Below are 14,773 nucleotides of genomic sequence, written 5' to 3' on the forward strand. Positions count from 1 at the left end.
TCGTCCGCCGCCCGCCACGGTGTTCGGTCGGGGCCTCGCGTCTCGCCGTCCCATCCCCTGCCCCGGCGCCGGGGCGGCTTCGCGATCGACGGGCGAGGGCAGGCGAGCTCGCCGGACCGGGCGGCGGGAGCGGCACCGCATCGTCGAGACGCTCGTCGTCCGACCGGCTACCGAGAGCGACGGCTGTGTGTAGGTCGTGCACGGCGACGGTGACAGAATACGGCGATGTGGATTCGTCCCTGGGCAGTCGAGGACGCCGTCGAGGTCGCCGCGATCACCGCCTCAGGGGAGCACGACGTCCTCTGGGCGCAGGGCAGGGCGCTGATCGGCCCGCCGCGCGGCGGTGAGCACTGGCGGCGGACCCTCGTCGCGGAGGTCGACGGCATGGTGGCGGGCGTGGGCGCGCTGCTCTCGCCGCGCTTCCACCCGCGCCGCCTCTGGGCCTATGTGGAGGTACCGGCCCCGTTTCGGCGGCGGGGCATCGGCGCGGCACTCGTCACGGCGCTGCGCGACCTCGCCGCCGCCGACGGACGTCCGCTCCGAGCCAAGGTGCGGCCGGGAACGCCGTCGGCGGCGTTCGCGTCCGTCCTCGGGCTGCGACGGGTGCTGATCGAAGGGGAGATCCGTCGACTGCGTGCGGATCGGCTGCCCCGGCCTGCGGGCTGGGGGCGGGCGGCCGCCCTGGACGATCCGCAGGTCGCGGAGGCGTATCGGAGCTTCTATCGCGCCGTCCATCCCACCGACCCGCCCGATCGGCTCACCGTCGACATGGTGCGCGAGAACCACCTCGCCGCCGCCACGGGCGCTGTGCTGGTGGACGCCGCACCGGGACGGCCTGCGGGCGTGGCCCTGTTGATCAAGGACGAGGACTGGACCTTCAGCGGCGGCTCCGTGCGGCCCACGGCGGCCGGGGCGCCCTCGGTGGCGCGGGAGCTGCTCTGCACGGTCGCTGCGGTGCTTCCGCCCGAGACGGTCCTGGCCGCCGAGGTCGACGACAGCATGGCCGATGTGCGGGCGGCCTCCGCCGAACTCGGCGCCGTGACGGTGGCGCATGCACAGGTGGTCGCCGAACGGTGAGACCTCGAGCGGCAGGTCCGTGTGTCGGCGAGGTACCGCCCCCGGCCTCGGTTCGGCGGGACACGGGTCGCGTGCGGGGTCCGGTCGAGCGTGTCCGGATGCCGAGCCCGCATTCCCGCCTCCGCGCGGCTCGGCGGCGGATGCGAAGCACAGGATTTGTCGGGGCAGGCTGTCGCGTCTCGCCGTCGTGCCGCGTTCTCCTCGGGAGCCGCCGGTGCACACCCGCTCACCGGACAGCGGCAGCACCGGACAGCGGGAGAAGTAGTCGTCGAAGTGCACCCCGTCGACGGCGTCACGTGGGCCCCGCCCGGCGAGCTGCCGTGCGGCGCCGCCTGCGTGACGCCCTACGGGCGAGGCTGCTCGCCGTGCCCGCACCAGGCACATCGCGGGGACGTCCCGCAGGCCTCAGACGGGGATCAGCCGGTGATGCGGCTCGGCGGGCAGCCGCACCTCGATCGGATCGCCGGGGCGGACGACGCCGTCGGCCAGGACGACGGCCATCACGCCTGCCAACCGGATCAGTTCCCCCGCCGCGTCGCGACTGACGACCTCCTTCAACAGGCCCGGTTGGAAGGCGTCGATCTGGCGACACGGATTTCGCAGCCCGGTGATCTCGATCAGGGCGTCCGCACCCAGCAGCAGCTGCGTCCCGGTGGGCAGGTCCAGTAATTCGACCCCCCGCGTGGTGACGTTCTCCCCGAGATCGCCCGGTCGCACCTGATGACCCGCCGCCGCCAGTCGAGTGAACAGCTCGCTGTGAATCAGGTGGACCTGTCTGAGATTGGGCGCACTCGGATCGCGGGCCACCCGAGAGCGATGCCGGACCGTCTCACCCCGATGCGCGTCGCCCTCGACTCCGGTGCCCGTCCGCAGCGTGATCGCAGCACGAACGGTCTTGCTGAAGTCGTGCGTCGCGCTGCTGCTGATCGCCGTCACCGTCGGCTGCATGATCCGTTCCTCCTCATAGGAAGCACCATCTCGCCGCAGGCCGGGTGTCCGACCCCGGCTTTCGCTGGGAGAGAACGGTATCTCGGCCTCGCGTGTGCAGCCGACCGCCATCACCGGAGTCCGCACCCGGCGACGACGACCCGAGCATGGCACCCGAACATGACGAGGAGAAGGTCGGCGCAGTCCTCCTGTCCGTCCCAGCCCAACGCCTCGGTGGCATCGGGTGCCGGTTCCCCAGGCGGGCTAACCCCAGGCGACCGGAAGCTCCTCCAGACTGAGCAGTACCTGGCCGGGCCGATGGCGCAGCTGCTCGAGGGGGACGGCCAGCCGCAGATCCGGGAAGCGGCGGAACAGGGCGTTGATCGCCACCCGCAGTTCCATGCGCGCCAGCGCAGCGCCCGGACAGCGGTGGCTGCCGTGACCGAACGCGAGGTGCGGGTTCGCCGGCCGGTCGGGATCGAAACGGTGCGGCCGGGGGAAGACGGACTCGTCGTGGTTGGCGGAGGAGAAGGCGGTGACCACGCCGCTGCCCGCCGGGATGAGCACACCCTCGATCTCCACGTCCTCGGTCGCGATGCTGATGGGCCCCGCGTCACCGAGCGGGTTGATCCGCAACAGCTCCTCGACGTAGGCGTCGATGAGGTCGGGCTGTTCCTGGAGCCTGCGAAGCTCCATCGGGTTGCGCAGCAGGGTCAGGACCGCCGAGGTCACCATGCTGGTCGTCGTGAGGTAGCCGCCGACGAGCATCGCCAGGGTGAGCATCAACAGTTCGGTCAGATCGAGGCGGCCCTGCTCGTCATGGGCCGCGATCAACGCCGTGATCAGGTCGTCCCCGCCGCCGTCGCCCTCGGCCCGTTTGCGCTCGATGAGCCGGGCCAGGTATCCGACGAGCGCCAGCTGACTCTGCTGTGTCTCCTCCCGCCGCAGGGGGTCCAGCGAGTTCAGCATGTCGGTCCACCGGCGGAACTCGCCTCGGTCCTCGAAGGGGACGTCCAACAGCTCGCAGATGACGGTCACCGGCAGGGGGAAGGCCAGCGCCTCGTTGAGGTCGGCGGGTGCTCCGGTCCGCGCCATGGCGTCCAGCAGGTCCTCGACGATCTCCTCGACCCTGGGTACCAGTGCCTGCACCCGGGCTCCGGTGAACTTCGCACTGATCAGGCGCCGTAGGCGGGTGTGCGCAGGCCCGTCGGTGGTGAACAGTGTTCCCGGCGGCGGGCGGTCCACTCCGTAGGCGGGTGCGTCTGGTGCCGTCCCCGCCGCGCGACTGAACCTCGGGTCGGCGAGGACGCGGCGCATCACGTCATGCCGTGTCACCAGGTACACCGGCAGCCCGGTCACCGTCAGCCGAACCCGGATGATCGGTCCCTGTTCCCGCGCGGCGTGCAGCTCGGCGGGCATCTCCACCGCCGAGGGTCTGCTGAAGGGATAGTCCGGCAGGGCGTTCGTGCCCTCGTCGACCGTGGTGTCGTCGGGCACGATATCGGAATGGGTCATCGTCTGCCTCGCTTCGCCGTCGACTCGTGCGCTGTGTGCCATTCGGGAGCACCGTGGAGATCGCGGGTGATCGCGTCGCATTTTAGTGGCGCGATAACGGTGGAAAACAGGTCACGAAAAGCTGGACATGATCCGTGAGTTATGCACGCCGGTTGGTCGGCCGTCATTCTGGGAACGAGATATCCCACGGCCTGCCGAGGTGGCCACGGTCGGTCGACCGCTAGTCGATGAATTCTTGAGTCGAGATTTGTCGCCGCAGCGAGCCGATACGGCATGATACGGGCCGGGTCGGCAGGCAGGAGGCGTCCGATTCGTCCGAAGTGGAACCTGATCGAGCAGCGGTGCGGCATTCTCGCGTCGAGGAATCGCGACACTCTCGCGGATCACTCGAGTCGACAATGCAGGCACGGGTGTACTTGACCGAATGCGACAACGTCGAGGGCGCGCATCTCGGCGCCCAGATCACGGGAGGTCCTGTGTCCGCAATGTTCCCTGTCCCGTCGCCGTCAACGCTTCCGTCGAACTCCGTGGTCGGGGACGCGATACCGGAATCGATGAAGGCCGTCGTTCATCACGAGTTCGGCGGCCCGGAGACCCTGCGCATCGAGGAACTGCCGGTCCCGCTGCCCGGTCCGGGTGAGGTGCTCGTGCAGGTGCGTGCGGTCAGCGTCGGACGCACGCTGTGCATCGAGACCAGGGCAGGCCGACTGCCCTTCGCCCGCAGCCTGAGCTTCCCCCACGTCCTGGGTGCCGACCACGTCGGCGAGGTGGTCGCCGCCGCAGCGGACGTGGACGGCGCACTCCTGGGCCGGCGGGTGGCGGTGTTCCCGGTCGTGCACTGTGCCCGCTGCCGGGCCTGCCTGGCGGGACGCACGGAGAGCTGTGCCGACCTGCGGCTGATCGGCGTCCACCGGCAGGGTGCCTACGCGCGCTACTGCGTCGTGCCCGCCCGCAACGTCCACCCGGTGCCCGAGGACGTCAGCGACCTCGAAGTGTGTGCGTTGGCCCTGAATGGCGCAGTGGCCCGGCGTCAGCTCGACCTTGCCGAGGTGACGGCGGGTTCGTGGGTGCTCGTCCACGGTGCGTCCGGCGGGCTCGGCTCGACCCTGGTCCGGCTTGCGCTCCATCGGGGAGCGCGGGTTGCGGCGTGTTCGCGCCAGGGCTGGAAGCGCGAGCTGGTGGCGGGACTCGGGGCGGATCTGGTGCTCGATCCGGATTCGCCGGACTTCGCCGAGACGATCCGCGAGGCGACCGAGGGCGCGGGCGTGGACGCGGTCGTCGACAACCTCGTCGATCCGTCCCTGTGGGCGCGTACCGCGCCGCTGCTCGCCGCAGGCGGGACCGTCGTGTGCTCCGGTGCGATGGCAGGCGGGACGGCGCAGCTCGATCTGCGGCAGATGTACCTGCGCAACCAGCGGGTCCTCGGTGTCCGAACCGCTCGGCCCGCCGACGTCCAGGCACTGTGGAGGGACGTGTCCGAGGGACTGCGGGCCGTCGTCGATCCGGAGTCCGCGTTCACCCTGGAGCAGGCCGCCGACGCGCATCGGCATCTGGAGGAGGCTCGCAACTTCGGCCGGGTGGTGCTCACCGTGGACGCTCAGGGGTGAGCACCACCGACGGCGCAGCGGATCAGATCATCCGTGTCGTCGTGGAGTCCACCTGACTCATGCCGTACCGCTCGAACAGCGGGCCCAGCGTGGCGAGGTTCAACTCACCACGCCGGGCCAGGCTGTCCGCTTCGATGAACCAGCCCTCCGGCCCGGCGGGGACGAACATCGTGAGGTGTCGGCCGCCTGCCGGTCCCGCCGTGAGCTGATGCGGCACCCCTCGGCCGACCTTGACGACGTCGCCCGGCCCGCAGTCCAACGTCGTGTCGCCGATCCGGAACCGGTAACTGCCCTCCACGACGTGGAAGTACTCGTCCTCGTCGCGGTGGAGGTGCGGGTCCGGCCCCTGCTCCGGGCCGAGCCGCATCTCCAGCAGGGCGAACGCGTCGTCGGTGTCCTGACCTGACAGCAGCAGCGCCCCGTCGAGGAACGGGAGCCGGAACCGGGCGTACTCGGTCGAGCCTCGGACCAGTCCCCAGGGAAACGGCGTGCGGGGCAGCGCGGTCGTCGGCCCGGCCGAGCCCGCGGTCGTGGTCACGTCGGGTGCTTCGGACATCACGGTCACCTCTCCTGACGGTCGGATCGGTCAGCGCGGACGCACCACGACGCGCGCGCCGCGACCGGGTACGAAGGTGACGTGCCGCAGCCGAGGAGGCTCCGAGCGATCGTCGACGCGGTGCAGGTCCACCTCGGTGAGCACGGTGCGCAGCACCTCTTTCATCTCGAGCAGCGCCAGTGCGGCGCCCACGCAGCGCCGTGCGCCGCCGCCGAAGGGGACCCATGCATAGGGGTCGGGTTTGACGTGCAGGAACCGGTCCGGCCGAAACTCCTCCGGCGCCTCGTAGTTGTCCGGTGACAGGTGAACGAGGCCGGTGGAGATCATCACGTTCACTCCTGCCGGGAGGTCCCAGCGGCCGATCCGGACCGGCGCGGCGGTCTTGCGGGCCATGATCGGGGTGATCGTCCTGATCCGCAGGGCCTCCCGCACCAGGGAGTCGAGCTGAGCGTCCAGTGTCGGATCGTCCAGGTCGACGGCCGCCTGAATCCGGTGCATCGCCTCCGGATGCTGTACGAGTCGTTCCAGCGCCCAGGCCATGCCGGTGGACGAGGTCTCGTGCCCGGCCAGCAGCAGCGAGATGAGCAGGTCGATCAGTTCGGAGTCGTCCTCGGCGACGGCGTTGCCGCTCGCGAGCACCGTCGAGAGGATGTCGGTGCGCTCGGCCAGATCCGTTCTGGTTCGACGGTCCGCGATCTCCTGTCCCAGCAGATCGCGAGCCTCCGCCTGGATGCGGAGATATCGCTGCCAGGCAGGCATCTTCCGGAGGCCCGACCACAGCATCGGCCCCCGATCGAAGGACGCGACGCGGGGCAGCAGGGCACGCAGCCGCTGCGTCCTGGTCTCGTCGGTGACGCCGATGACGATCCGCAGGATCACCTCGAGGGCGATGGACTGCATCGGCTCCAACAGGGCGACGGGAGTGTTCCTCGGCCAGCGAGCCACCTCGGCACGGGTGATCTCGCCGATCTCCTGCGCGCTGCGCCGGACCGCCTTGCCCTGGAACGCGGGCGAGACGCTGTGCCGTCGCCGTCGATGCTCCTCCCCGTCCTTGATGACGAACGCCGTCGGGCCGAGTACCTCGCCGAGGCCGATCTCGGTGGAGTGCTCCCCGGCCCGCAGGACGTCCGGGTCGCCGGTGAACACCTCCTTGACCAGTTCTGGGCTCGACACGAAGACACAGGGCCCCCAGGTCACCGTGCGCAGCGTGAAGCAGTCGCCGTAGCGTCGTCGACACGAGTCGAGATACGGCTGTAACCGGCCTGCCAGCATCGCGGTCTGCAGAATCGCAGGCGCGCTCGGCCCCGGCGGCAGGCCGTCGCCCGGTGCGGATCTGCGCTCGGCAAGTGATTGCGGGCTTCCCATCAGTTCCTCGCATTCGTCGGCTGGTGGCGGTGGAGCTGTTCCGCCTGCGCCGACTCAATCAGTTCTCTCGTGCCAGGAACAGTCTTGACTCCGTGATTCTCCGGTTAGTGCGAGTTCCGACGTCCGACCGGCAGCCGGTCGCCGCACTGCGCTGCGCCGCCCGGCGCAATAGTGCTCCATTCGGGTATTTCGATGCTGCGCTGAGTGCTAATCTGCGGCGGCAAATGCGCGGGTACCAGAGGTAGTTTCTGAGTCGAGGAGTCGGGCATGTCGACACCCAGCACCGTCGCACCAGAAGGCCTTGTCGCGGATTCCGAGTTCGCCCGGATATGGCCGGGTTCGAGTGTCTCTCGAGTCCCTTACTGGGTGTACACGGCAGCCGACGTCTACCGTCGAGAACAAGAGCGGATCTTCGCCGGGCCGTTCTGGAACTACGTGGCGTTGGCGGCCGAGATTCCGCGTCCCGGCGACTTCGTGCGGACCTTCGTCGGCGGACATCCGATCATCGTGGTGCGGGCCGAGGACGGGGCGATCAACGCCGTGCTCAACCGGTGTGCGCACCGAGGACTGGAATTCTGCATGGAGCGCTCGGGCAATGCCCGCCGCTTCGTCTGTCCTTACCACCAGTGGACCTATGGCCTGGACGGCACGCTGCGCGGCGTGCCGTTCCGGCGGGGCGTCGGCGGCAACGGCGGGATGCCCGCTGACTTCGAGCCCGCCGAGCACGGATTGCGGCGGCTGGCGGTCGCCGAGCGCAACGGAGTGGTCTTCGCGAGCCTCGACCACGCCGTACCGCCGTTGGAGGCCTACCTCGGTGCCCAGATGACCCAGTACTTCGACCGGGTGTTCGACGGACGAGAGCTGACGGTGCTCGGCTACCAGCGACACCGCATCCCGGCCAACTGGAAGCTGATCTTCGAGAACATCAAGGACCCGTACCACGCGAGTCTGCTGCACGTCTTCCTCGTCAGCCTCGGACTGTTCCGGGCCGACCAGCCGTCCCGGGTGCTGATGGACGCGACCGGTCAGCATGCGGTGCTCAGCTCCCGGCGCGGGGAACAGCGACACACAGCGGCGACCGCGGACATCGAGAACCTGGACACCTCCCTGCGGCTGGCCGATCCGAACATGCTGGTCCCCGCCAAGGAGTTCGCGGGTCCGGAGACGGTGGTGATGCAGACCCTGTGGCCGAACCTGATGATCCAACAGCAGACCAACACCCTCGCGATGCGGCAGATCGTCACGCGCGCGGCCGGGGTGACCGAACTGCACTGGACCTACTTCGGTTACGCCGACGACGATGCGGAGATGACTCGGCGCAGGCTGCGTCAGGCCAACCTCCAGGGGCCCGCCGGGCTGGTCGGCATCGACGACTGGGAGGTGCTGGCCTACAACCAGCGTGGACTTCAGGGCAGCGACGACGCGGAGGCCGTCGTCGAGATGGGCGGCCATGGAACCGAGGACACCGAGCACATGGTGACCGAGGTGGCCATCAGGGCGTTCTACCGCCACTATCGCCAGGTGATGGGACTGTGAGGCAGCGATGACCGAGACCACCGAGACCGCACTCAGCCGCGACGTCGGGCAGTCCACGTCGATGGAGCTGTGGTTCCGGGTCCTGCGGCTCTACACCGACTACACGGAGCTGCTCGACGAGAAGCGGCTGACCGAGTGGCTCGGCCTGTTCGAGGACGACTGTCGATATCTGGCGATCTCACGGGAGAACGCCGATGCGGGACTGCCCTTGGCGATGATGCGCTGCGAGGGCGTTCCGGGGCTCTCCGACCGTGTCAACGCCATCGAGAACGTCTCGGTCTACGCGCCGAGGTCGATGCGTCATCTCGTCTCGGGGCTCCGGGTGAGCCACACCGACGAGCCGGGCCTGTTGGCGGTGGAGGCGTCCTTCGTCGTGCTGCAGAGCCTCAATGAGGAGCACACCGAGGTCTACGCCTCGGGGCGCTACCGTGACCTGGTGCGCGACGACGGTGGGACCCTTCGCTTCGCCGAGAAGACGGCCGTCTACGACGGTGCGCTGATCAAGAACGCCATGGTCTATCCGCTGTGACCTCGCAGCAGGATCGGGCCACGCAGGGCAGCGGCGCCTCGGCCCTGCCCGTGCGGGGGAGCCGGGCGGGCGGGACCACGGCAGACCTCGCGCTGCTCGCCGAGAACTGGGCGAGCTGGGCAGGGCTCGGCGCGGGGCTCGACGATGCCGGGTGGCGGTCCCCGACGCGACTGCCCGGCTGGACGATGACCGAGCTGTACGCCCATGTCGCCAGGGGGGTCGGTGTCCTGGGCACCGCCGTGGACGGCCGGTCGGACTCCCCGCCTTCGCGGACCGACGCGGCCGACTATTTCCGATACCTGCGGGGACTGCCCCACGGACCCTCGATGGTGGACTCGGCCGCGCGGGCGGCGGCGGAGGCGGGCCGGACCGAGCTGGTCGGCTGGTTCGCCGAGGACGCCCCCGTGGTGCTCGAACGAACGCAGGCCGCCTGGGACTCGGTCGTGGCCAGCCCGGCAGGCGACATCGCGCTCGGCGACTACGTGCTGACGCGACTCGTCGAGGGCACCGTGCACCTGCTCGACGCGGCCTCGGCCGTCGACCGCGTACCGGAACCCGCCGCCGAGGCCCTGGCCAGGACGGCCGACGTGCTCGTGGTCCTGGCCGGGCCTGCCCGATTCGTGGAGCTGGCCACCGGCCGCGACGCCGGTCCGGAACTGTTCCCCGTGCTGACCTGACCCGACCCGGCCTGATCGGCACCTGACCAGGCTGCGCCGGGGCGAGCCGAGATCGAGCCAGACGGAGTCGCGGGCCGGACGCAGGCCGATCGGCTCGGCATCGTCCCGGCCACCGCAGGACAGGATCAGGCGGGATGCCCGCGTCCTCGGCCGGTCGGCGCCGCCGGGGGACGGAATCGGCCGGTGCGCAGGCTGGACTCCGGGCGACGGCGGGGCCGGCCTGTGCCATTCCACGCCGCAACGGGCACCTCCTGCGGGTTGGGCCCGTGGCCGATCACGAGGTGATCGGCGGCTTCGCCCGCGCTCGGCAGGGCCGCACCCGCTCCGACGCCGAGTGGAGCCGGCGGGACCCGCCGGAGGGGAGACCATCGGACCGGAGGCCGTCGACACGGTAGGCAGGCTCGACTGAGCCGACCCGCCCACTCACAGCCAGGCGCCGACGGAGAACAACGCGAAGTTCGCGATCATCAGCAGGTACAGCCGCGCCCAGGAGACCATCTTGTCGCCGATCGGGCCTCGGAGGACCGTGACGGCCAGCGACGCGGTCCAGGGCAGCGTGACCAGCGGCAGCAGGTACCAGGGCGCCGACAGCAGCACCGCGATGCCCGCGACGCAGAGGTAGAAGCCCGACAGTCCGGCGACGTAGACGGCCTTGGTCGCCGACGGCGGGACGAGCTGTGGCAGCGTCGTCTTGCCCACTGCGGCGTCCTTCTCCACGTCACGGGCGTTGTTGTGCAGCATCAGGCTCATGAACAGGAAGCCGGCGCCGAGCGCGGCCAGCACCAGGGCGCCGTCGACCCGGCCCACGTTCACCCAGCCGACCACCAACGTCACCATCGTGCCGGTGAACACGAAGTCGAGGGCCTCCCCGAGGCCCCGATGGCCCAGTGGTCGACGGCCGCCCGCATAGGCGAAGTAGGCGAGATAGAGGATCGGGATCGACAACAGCAGCCACGGCGTCGTCGTCACCGCCAGGTAGCCTGCGCAGAGCCAGGCCAGCACGAATCCGGTCATGCCGACGCGACGGACCACGCGCATGTCCAGTCCCAGCGCCAACGAGCTGTCCGGCCGGACCCGGTCCGGCCGGTCCAGACCGCGGGCATGGTCCTCGTAGTCGTTGATCAGTCGCCGTCCGATGCCGTCGAAGACGAACATCGCCAGCGTCAGGCCCACCCGCCACGGGGAGAGCTGCTCCAGATGGTGGGAGGCGGAGACGGCATAGGCGCCCTGGAGCACCAGAACGAGGATCAACGGCGGACCCGACGCGTGCACCCAGTCGAGGAGGCGAGCGGGCCTGGAATGGGAGAGGGCTGCCGAGTCGGTGGTCATGGGGACTCCTCCCGGGAGTTTCCGGCGATCGGACCGCTCGCGGGACTGAGCGGACTTCGCTATGTCGCGCTCCGGACCTGGACGAGCCGGACCGCCGAGTACCGTCCTGGCCGTCGGTTCTAGCCGCCGATGCCCGCCGGTCTCCTCGCCTCGCGGTGACTCCTCGCGTCGGCACGCACTCGCTTCACCCCCACACCCTGGAAGAGAACGCTGGTGTTGCGCGAGGGGATGAGGCGGATCTCCGGACGGCGGTGAAACAGGAATCCGGGTATGTCGCTGAGCTTGGGCGCGAGACCCTGAAGACGCAGCGAGACTCCGTGCGCCGCAGCGGCTCGCACCAGACCCGCTCGGTTCACGAACAGTCGGTGGTCATGGCAGCCTTTGGGCGCCTTGACCCGGAGCGGCAGGTTCTCGGCCAGTGTGATGATCAGCAGTCGCGCTATGGCGGTGTCCGGGATCGTGTCCACCACGAGCGTGCCGCCCGGCCGGAGGATTCGACAGCATTCGGCGATCACCCTGGCCGGGTCGGTGACGTGCTCAAGACACTGGCCCGCCGTGACGACGTCGGCACACTCGTTCGCCAACGGAATGCGATTCATGTCGCCTCGGATCACCTGGTCCACGCCGTGGGCGCGGGCGACCCGGCCGCTCTCGGCCGAGAGGTCCACGCCGACGTGGGTGTAACCCTTCCCGACCAGGTGCGGGTGCAGCAGGCCGCCGCCGCACGCGACGTCCACCAGCACGGCGTTCTCTCTGGTCGCGGTGGGCACCAGGGCCGCGCGGCAGCGGGCGATCCAGGAGAGCGACGCGAAAGTGCCCTCCGGGTTCCACCATTGATCGGCGAGTTCGTCGTACTGGCGCGGGTCATTCGGAATCCGAGTGCTGCTCACCGTCGTCATCCCGTCGTGTCGAGTCGGCCGAGAGAGAGGATTCAGAGAAGGAAGTAGAGCTGTCTGGCGGCATCCATACAATGGTCTATGCGTCCATCGGTGGCAACCCTTCTGGCCAATCCAGTGGTACTCAAGCGTGCCTCGAGGTGCCTGCTGCTAAACCGAGACCTTCAATGGTCGAACAACCGCTGCTGGATTCCAGGCAGGGCGGTCATAATCGCGGATCGGCCGGTGGGTGAATCGGCCTCGAAGCGTGCCAGGACTACAGGAGGTGCGTCCGTGAGCGACGCCGTTCGTCCCGCCCGTCGGTCCGCTCGTCCGGTCGCGGGTCGGGCCCTGCCCGGCGGCCGGGTCGCCGACCGGCTCAGCATTCCGTCCGTTCGCATCCTCGAGCTGCTCGACGCGATGCCCGACCGGACCGAGTCCACGCCGGAGTCGATCGCACGGGGAAAGCAGACCCTGTTGATCACGTTCCGGCGGGACGGCTCCCGGGTGGCGACCCCGGTCTGGGCGGCTCGGACGGCGGGGATCGTCTACGTCCGCACCCAGCGCCCGTCCGGCAAGGTCAAGCGCGTACGGCGTGAGCCTCGAGTGCTGCTGGCCCCGTGCACCACCAGAGGCGTCCCCACCGCTCCGGCGGTTCCCGCCCGCGCTCGCCTCCTCGGACCAGCCGAGGAGGCGAGCGCGGAGCTGGCGCTCCGGCGGGGCTACCGCCTGGTCCGCGCCGCGTGTGCGCTGATCCAGGACCTGCTGCGGGTCGACATGTGCTACCTGGAGATCGTCTTGGACGACTCTGCCGCCACCGAGGCCGGTGACCCGGTGACCGGCTGACGCCGATACCTGCCCAGCGCCATGATGGGGAAGATCTGCCGGTAGAGCGGGTATCCGATGTAGAAGTCGCCGGGGAACCCGGTGCCGGTGAACAGATGCTCCTCCCAGGTGCCGTCCGGGAGCTGCCTGCTGGTCAGCCATTCGATGCCGCGCCGGACCACGTCCGTGTCCTCGCCCTCGCCTGCCGCGTGCAGCGCGAGCAGCGCCCACGCGGTCTGGGAGGGCGTCGACTCGCCCCTGCCCCGCCACGAGTCGTCGTCGTAGGAGCGCAGATCCTCACCCCAGCCGCCGTCGGCGTTCTGATGGTCGACCAGCCAGCGCACTGCCCGACGAACAGCCCGGCTCTGCGGTGAGGCGCCCGCCGCGATCAGGGCGGGCACCGCCGCTCCGGTGCCGTAGACGTAATTCGCACCCCAGCGGCCGAACCACGATCCGTCCTCTTCCTGAGTCTTCAGCAGGTAGAGGGCGCCGTTGCGCATCCTCGGGTCGTCGGGCGGCAGTATTCGGGCGAAGGCCTCCACCACGTGCGCGGTGATGTCCACCGAGGGGGGATCGGTCGCGACCCCGAAATCGCAGAAGGGCAGCTGCGCGAGGATGTCCGAGGTCTTGTCGGCGTCGTAGACGGCCCAGCCCCCGTTCTCGGACTGCTGGCCGAAGAGCCACCCGAAGCCTCGGTCGGCGGCGGCTGCGGCGCGCTCGGCGATCGGCGAGCCGTCGGCCTCGGCCACTCGGTGCAGGGCCAGGACGACGAGGCTGGTGTCGTCGCAGTCGGGGAAGTGCTCCATGGCGAAGGGGAAGGACCACGCGCCGGGCACCAGATCGGGTCGGTTGACCGCCCAGTCGCCCTTGGTGCGGATCTCCCGGTCCAACAGCCACTCCGCCGCCGCGCGGACTCGGTCGTCGGCTGGGTCGGTTCCCGAGTCCAGCAGGGCGAGCACGACCAGCGCGGTGTCCCAGACCGGCCCTGGACAGCAGGCGACCCGGCGCGCGACGCCCTGTGGCGTCTGCTCAGTGACGGCGAAGCGGCTCAGCCCGCGCAGGCCGGCGACCATGGTCGGATGGTCGGCTCGATAGCCGGCCGCGCCGAGCCCGAGCAGCCCGAACACGGTGATCAGGTGGATCCCCAGCCAGGAGCCGTCGACCTCCTGATGCCGCATCATCCACTGCTCGGCCAGTCGGGCCGCCGTGCGTCGGACCCTGGCGACGGGCCGTCGCTCGTAGCGGTGGAGCAGCCGGTCCATCCGGACGAACATGCCGGGCCAGCTCAGCAGCGGCGGGTCGGCGGGCGGCGGCACGGGCTGCTCCGACCGTAACTCGTCGACGTCGAAGGGCAGCGTGACGGTCGGCCGGTGCGAGCTGATCAGGGTCAACGGGATGACGGCCATCCGAGTCCAGCCGGAGAACCCGTACACCGACATCGAGGACTCGCGGGGGACGAACATCAGCTCCGGGGGGATGACGGGCAGCTCGTCCCAGGACCACTGCCCCAGGATGGCGAGCCAGATCCTGGTGACCATGCGGGAGCGCTCGGCGCCGCCCGCCTCCCGGCAGAACGCCGCCGCCGCAGCCATGTGCGGCTCGTCGGGTCGATCTCCCGCCAGTCGTAACGCCAGGTAGGCCTCGATGGTGACCGACAGCTCCGCCGGTCCGCCGGGGAAGGTCGCCCAGGTGCCGTCGGCTCGTTGTTGAGACCTGATCCAGCGGGCCGTGGTCGTGGTGTACTCCTCGGTTCGCGTCCCGAGGAACTCGTGCATGAACAGCTCGCCTGCCTCTGCCGTCACGTTCGTCAGCACCGGCGCGTACCAGTAACCCTCGCTGTCCTGCTGTTTCAGCAGCCAGTCGACTGCCTGTGCGAGGGCGTCATCGACCTTGGTCATGGCCACCTCTTGATCATTCTCGTTTCGGACTTCTCGATGGTGAGCACGAGCACCGCC

General features: G+C 69.9%; 13 protein-coding genes. 6 read left to right on the forward strand and 7 right to left on the reverse strand.

Annotated elements, in window-relative coordinates; translation table 11 throughout:
• Positions 1–225: 225 nt before the first annotated feature.
• Positions 226–1,077, forward strand: a complete 852-nt coding sequence (locus UA74_RS12780) for a GNAT family N-acetyltransferase (protein WP_075740436.1) — start codon at positions 226–228, stop codon at positions 1,075–1,077.
• Between the two features lie 405 nt (positions 1,078–1,482).
• On the opposite strand, the gene UA74_RS12785 is transcribed toward UA74_RS12780, so the two are convergent.
• Positions 1,483–2,025: an MOSC domain-containing protein gene (locus UA74_RS12785; protein WP_075764414.1), complete on the reverse strand. Its 543-nt coding sequence runs from the start codon at positions 2,023–2,025 to the stop codon at positions 1,483–1,485.
• Between the two features lie 243 nt (positions 2,026–2,268).
• Positions 2,269–3,519: a cytochrome P450 gene (locus tag UA74_RS12790; protein ID WP_083683165.1), complete on the reverse strand. Its 1,251-nt coding sequence runs from the start codon at positions 3,517–3,519 to the stop codon at positions 2,269–2,271.
• 554 nt (positions 3,520–4,073) lie between these two features.
• Here UA74_RS12790 and UA74_RS12795 point away from each other — a divergent pair.
• The gene (locus UA74_RS12795; protein ID WP_075743748.1) at positions 4,074–5,126 is read left to right on the forward strand and encodes a zinc-binding dehydrogenase; all 1,053 of its coding nucleotides are present in this window, start codon (positions 4,074–4,076) and stop codon (positions 5,124–5,126) included.
• Between the two features lie 22 nt (positions 5,127–5,148).
• Here UA74_RS12795 and UA74_RS12800 read toward each other — a convergent pair whose 3' ends face one another.
• Complete coding sequence (locus UA74_RS12800; protein WP_157434148.1) at positions 5,149–5,682, reverse strand: cupin domain-containing protein; 534 nt, start codon at positions 5,680–5,682, stop codon at positions 5,149–5,151.
• A gap of 30 nt (positions 5,683–5,712) precedes the next feature.
• On the reverse strand, positions 5,713–7,047 hold the full coding sequence (locus tag UA74_RS12805; protein WP_075740439.1) for a cytochrome P450: 1,335 nt from the start codon (positions 7,045–7,047) through the stop codon (positions 5,713–5,715).
• A 366-nt stretch (positions 7,048–7,413) separates the two neighbouring features.
• Between UA74_RS12805 and UA74_RS12810 the strand changes: the two genes are divergently transcribed.
• The 3 genes from UA74_RS12810 to UA74_RS12820 are packed head-to-tail and all read left to right on the forward strand — an operon-like array spanning position 7,414 to position 9,789.
• Positions 7,414–8,583, forward strand: a complete 1,170-nt coding sequence (locus UA74_RS12810) for an aromatic ring-hydroxylating oxygenase subunit alpha (RefSeq protein WP_198043004.1) — start codon at positions 7,414–7,416, stop codon at positions 8,581–8,583.
• 7 nt (positions 8,584–8,590) lie between these two features.
• The gene (locus UA74_RS12815) at positions 8,591–9,112 is read left to right on the forward strand and encodes an aromatic-ring-hydroxylating dioxygenase subunit beta (protein WP_083683166.1); all 522 of its coding nucleotides are present in this window, start codon (positions 8,591–8,593) and stop codon (positions 9,110–9,112) included.
• Entirely contained in the window at positions 9,109–9,789 is a 681-nt protein-coding gene (locus UA74_RS12820) for a maleylpyruvate isomerase N-terminal domain-containing protein (RefSeq protein ID WP_075740441.1), read from the forward strand. Before UA74_RS12815 ends, UA74_RS12820 begins: the two co-directional genes overlap by 4 nt.
• Before the next feature lie 423 nt (positions 9,790–10,212).
• Here UA74_RS12820 and UA74_RS12825 read toward each other — a convergent pair whose 3' ends face one another.
• Together UA74_RS12825 and UA74_RS12830 are read right to left on the reverse strand one after the other, a co-directional pair.
• Complete coding sequence (locus tag UA74_RS12825) at positions 10,213–11,118, reverse strand: prenyltransferase (RefSeq protein ID WP_075740442.1); 906 nt, start codon at positions 11,116–11,118, stop codon at positions 10,213–10,215.
• 119 nt (positions 11,119–11,237) lie between these two features.
• On the reverse strand, positions 11,238–12,008 hold the full coding sequence (locus tag UA74_RS12830; protein WP_232237736.1) for a methyltransferase domain-containing protein: 771 nt from the start codon (positions 12,006–12,008) through the stop codon (positions 11,238–11,240).
• A gap of 279 nt (positions 12,009–12,287) precedes the next feature.
• On the opposite strand from UA74_RS12830, the gene UA74_RS30755 reads away from it, so the two are divergent.
• On the forward strand, positions 12,288–12,839 hold the full coding sequence (locus UA74_RS30755; RefSeq protein WP_198043005.1) for a PPOX class F420-dependent oxidoreductase: 552 nt from the start codon (positions 12,288–12,290) through the stop codon (positions 12,837–12,839).
• Here the strand turns inward: UA74_RS30755 and shc are convergent.
• Positions 12,776–14,716 (reverse strand): squalene--hopene cyclase, encoded by a 1,941-nt coding sequence (shc, locus tag UA74_RS12840; protein ID WP_083683168.1) that lies wholly within the window; start codon positions 14,714–14,716, stop codon positions 12,776–12,778. The genes UA74_RS30755 and shc overlap by 64 nt on opposite strands.
• Positions 14,717–14,773 lie beyond the last annotated feature (57 nt).

The sequence above is a fragment of the Actinoalloteichus fjordicus genome, assembly GCF_001941625.1.
In the GTDB taxonomy this organism is placed as follows: domain Bacteria; phylum Actinomycetota; class Actinomycetes; order Mycobacteriales; family Pseudonocardiaceae; genus Actinoalloteichus_A; species Actinoalloteichus_A fjordicus.

Coding starts and splice junctions, on each gene's coding strand:
- UA74_RS12780 (WP_075740436.1), top strand. CDS start 226: ATGTGGATTCGTCCCTGGGCAGTCGAGGACGCCGTCGAGGTCGCCGCG.
- UA74_RS12785 (WP_075764414.1), bottom strand. CDS start 2,025: ATGCAGCCGACGGTGACGGCGATCAGCAGCAGCGCGACGCACGACTTC.
- UA74_RS12790 (WP_083683165.1), bottom strand. CDS start 3,519: ATGACCCATTCCGATATCGTGCCCGACGACACCACGGTCGACGAGGGC.
- UA74_RS12795 (WP_075743748.1), top strand. CDS start 4,074: ATGAAGGCCGTCGTTCATCACGAGTTCGGCGGCCCGGAGACCCTGCGC.
- UA74_RS12800 (WP_157434148.1), bottom strand. CDS start 5,682: ATGTCCGAAGCACCCGACGTGACCACGACCGCGGGCTCGGCCGGGCCG.
- UA74_RS12805 (WP_075740439.1), bottom strand. CDS start 7,047: ATGGGAAGCCCGCAATCACTTGCCGAGCGCAGATCCGCACCGGGCGAC.
- UA74_RS12815 (WP_083683166.1), top strand. CDS start 8,591: ATGACCGAGACCACCGAGACCGCACTCAGCCGCGACGTCGGGCAGTCC.
- UA74_RS12825 (WP_075740442.1), bottom strand. CDS start 11,118: ATGACCACCGACTCGGCAGCCCTCTCCCATTCCAGGCCCGCTCGCCTC.
- shc (WP_083683168.1), bottom strand. CDS start 14,716: ATGACCAAGGTCGATGACGCCCTCGCACAGGCAGTCGACTGGCTGCTG.